This is a genomic window from Sediminibacterium salmoneum NBRC 103935, from assembly GCF_000511175.1.
In the GTDB taxonomy this organism is placed as follows: domain Bacteria; phylum Bacteroidota; class Bacteroidia; order Chitinophagales; family Chitinophagaceae; genus Sediminibacterium; species Sediminibacterium salmoneum.
Genome location: NZ_KI866530.1, coordinates 609936 through 612872 on the forward strand (window position 1 = coordinate 609936; position 2937 = coordinate 612872).

General features: G+C 41.9%; 3 protein-coding genes. 1 reads left to right on the forward strand and 2 read right to left on the reverse strand.

The window, feature by feature from the left end:
- Both P767_RS15545 and rpe read right to left on the reverse strand, forming a co-directional pair.
- Nucleotides 1-959 (reverse strand): PhoH family protein (locus tag P767_RS15545; protein ID WP_071840023.1); only part of this gene is annotated, 959 nt, incomplete at its 3' end.
- Between the two features lie 174 nt (nucleotides 960-1133).
- On the reverse strand, nucleotides 1134-1781 hold the full coding sequence (gene rpe / locus P767_RS0103065; RefSeq protein WP_026763359.1) for a ribulose-phosphate 3-epimerase: 648 nt from the start codon (nucleotides 1779-1781) through the stop codon (nucleotides 1134-1136).
- 116 nt (nucleotides 1782-1897) lie between these two features.
- On the opposite strand from rpe, the gene P767_RS15550 reads away from it, so the two are divergent.
- Nucleotides 1898-2937: TolB family protein (locus tag P767_RS15550; protein WP_037351589.1), on the forward strand; the 1040-nt coding region annotated here is incomplete at its 3' end.

Genomic DNA, 2937 nt, shown 5'->3' on the forward strand with positions numbered 1-2937 from the left:
TCCTCCCTTTCTTTTTCCTTGTCATAAGCCTTAATAATGGCTTTAACCAAACGATGTCTTACCACATCTTCCTCTGTTAATTCAATATGGGCAATGCCTTCAATATTCCGGAGAATCCGGGTTGATTTGTCTAGTCCGCTTCGCATATTACGAGGTAGATCTATCTGTGTAGGGTCGCCGGTGATAATGGCTTTGGCATTGGCTCCAATACGGGTTAAAAACATTTTCAACTGCAGATCATTCGCATTCTGAGCTTCATCCAGAATGATGAATGCATTGTCGAGTGTTCTGCCTCGCATATAGGCGAGGGGAGCAATTTCAATGGTGCGGGTACTCATATAATACCCCAGTTTGTCCGCAGGTATCATGTCGTCCAGTGCATCATACAAAGGGCGTAAATAGGGGTCAATTTTTTCTTTTAAATCACCAGGCAGGAATCCCAGGCTTTCACCTGCTTCCACAGCAGGGCGGGTTAAAATGATTTTCTTGACTACCTTATTTTTTAATGCCCTTACAGCCAGTGCCACAGCCGTATAGGTTTTACCGGTGCCCGCTGGTCCAATGGCAAACACAATATCATTTCTGTCGGCTGCATGTACCATTTTTTTCTGATTCTGCGTTCTAGCCCTTACGGTTTTGCCATTGGGGCCGAATACCAGGATATCATTGGGATTACGGTCTACAAAATTATCGATGGCTTCGGCGTCGTCGCCACCTAAAATCTGCTCGAAATAGCCTTCACTCAGATGGCCGTTTCTCTGCAGGTACTGTACAATTAAATCAATTTTTTCTTTGGCAGTATCAATCTGTTCGGGCGCGCCGCTCAGTTTTAATTGAGTGCCTCTTGACAAGATTTTTAAGAGGGGAAATTTTTTCTTCAGTAAATCGAGTTTTCCATTATTGACGCCAAAAAACTCAATGGGATTTACCGATTCCAGGCTAATGATTGTTTCTGTCAATCTCTAGGGTTTTAGTTTAAAAATCAGGTTCCTCGGGTAACCTTACCGTTCTCTCTCAAATTTAATTCAGCCATACAGATATTTCCTAATGATTCTTATGCACAGCTGTGGAAAGATTCATCTACTAACAATTCGCTAACAGGAAAGGTTTAGTGTTGTTGTATCTGCGATACTTTATAGTGCTTTTAAGGCTGCAATGGTTGCCTTGGGGTCTGCAGATTTAAATACAGTATTTCCTGCAACTAAAACATCTGCTCCGGCTGTTAAGATTTCATTGGCATTTTCAAGGGTAACACCTCCATCAATTTCAATTAGGCAATTGCTGGAAGCATTGTTGATTATGCTTTTTAATTGTTTTATTTTTTCGAGGGTTTGGGGAATAAAACTTTGTCCTCCAAAACCCGGGTTCACGCTCATTAGACAAACCAGATCTACATCTGCAATAATGTCTTTCAGTAATTCTACTGAAGTATGCGGATTCACTGCTATTCCCGCTTTCATGCCCAGTGATTTTATTTGCTGGATATTTCTGTGCAAGTGGTTGCAGGCTTCAATATGTACCGTTAAAATATCGGCACCCGCGTCTTTAAATGCCTGCGCATATTTTTCCGGTTCCTCAATCATCAGGTGCACATCGCACACTTTGTTCGTGGCTTTTCTGATATGACTGATTACGGGTAATCCAAAACTGATATTGGGAACAAACCGACCGTCCATAACATCCAGATGAAACCAATCTGCCTGGCTTTCATTCAGCATCTGACAGTCTTTTTCCAGGTGTAAAAAATTGGCACTTAGCAGAGAGGGAGCAATGATGGGCATGGAGTTATTTTAAGTTGCAAAGTTAATTTGTTTTTTCTTCTGTTTGGAACCTATGACAGTTTCCTGACAATATTCAAAGAGGACCCAGCTAATTTTGTACTTATATATTATTCGTTATGAAGAAAGCTTTCCTTTTTATTGCTCAGGCAGCTATTGTGCTGGTTGCTGCGGCCCAGCCTGGTGCACAGCCCGTTAACAAAGTACCCGGAGATACCCTTCGTTTTGAAGGTGAGAAGTATTTCAAGAATGTACAGCAGTTAACTTTCGGCGGAGACAATGCGGAAGCTTACTGGAGTTTTGACAGTAAACATGTTGTATTTCAGCGCACCAATCCAAAGGAAGGGGTTGATTGTGATCAGATTTATGTAGGTAAGATTCCTACAAACCCCGGAGAGAAATTTAATTATAAATTAGTAGGCACCGGCAAAGGAAGATCTACCTGTGCTTATTTTATGCCCGATGGCAAACATATTATTTATGCTTCTACACACGAGGGTGGAGCCGAATGTCCTCCGGTTCCGGATCGTAGCAAGTACGGTAACAAATATATCTGGCCTTTGTATAGCAGCTACGATATATACATGGCCGACCTGAATGGTAAAATTGTAAAGAAATTAACCAATGCAAAAGGCTATGATGCAGAAGCAACCCTTTCTTACGATGGCAAGAAAATGATTTATTGCAGCGATAAAAGCGGAGACCTGGAATTGTATATCATGGACCTGGCCAGCGGAAAGGAAAAACAAATTACCCATGACCTGGGATATGATGGTGGTGCCTGGTTTAGCCCTGATGGTAAAAAGATTGTATGGCGTGCCAGCAGACCCAAAACAGAAGCTGAAATAACCGAATACAAGGAGTTATTAAAGGAAGGATTGGTAGCGCCTACCAATATGGAAGTATGGGTAGCTGATGCTGATGGTTCCAATGCAAAACAGATTACCAGCTGGGGACAGGCCAACTGGGCACCCAATTTTACTCCGGACAGTAAAGGAATTATTATTTCAAGCAACCACGAATACAAGAGAGGATTTCCCTTTAATATGTACTTGGTAGATCTGGAAGGGAACAATAAGCAGAAAATAAGCAGGGATCAGGGATTCGATGCGTTTCCCATGATTAGTCCAGACGGTAAGAAAATCATATTTGGTTCTAA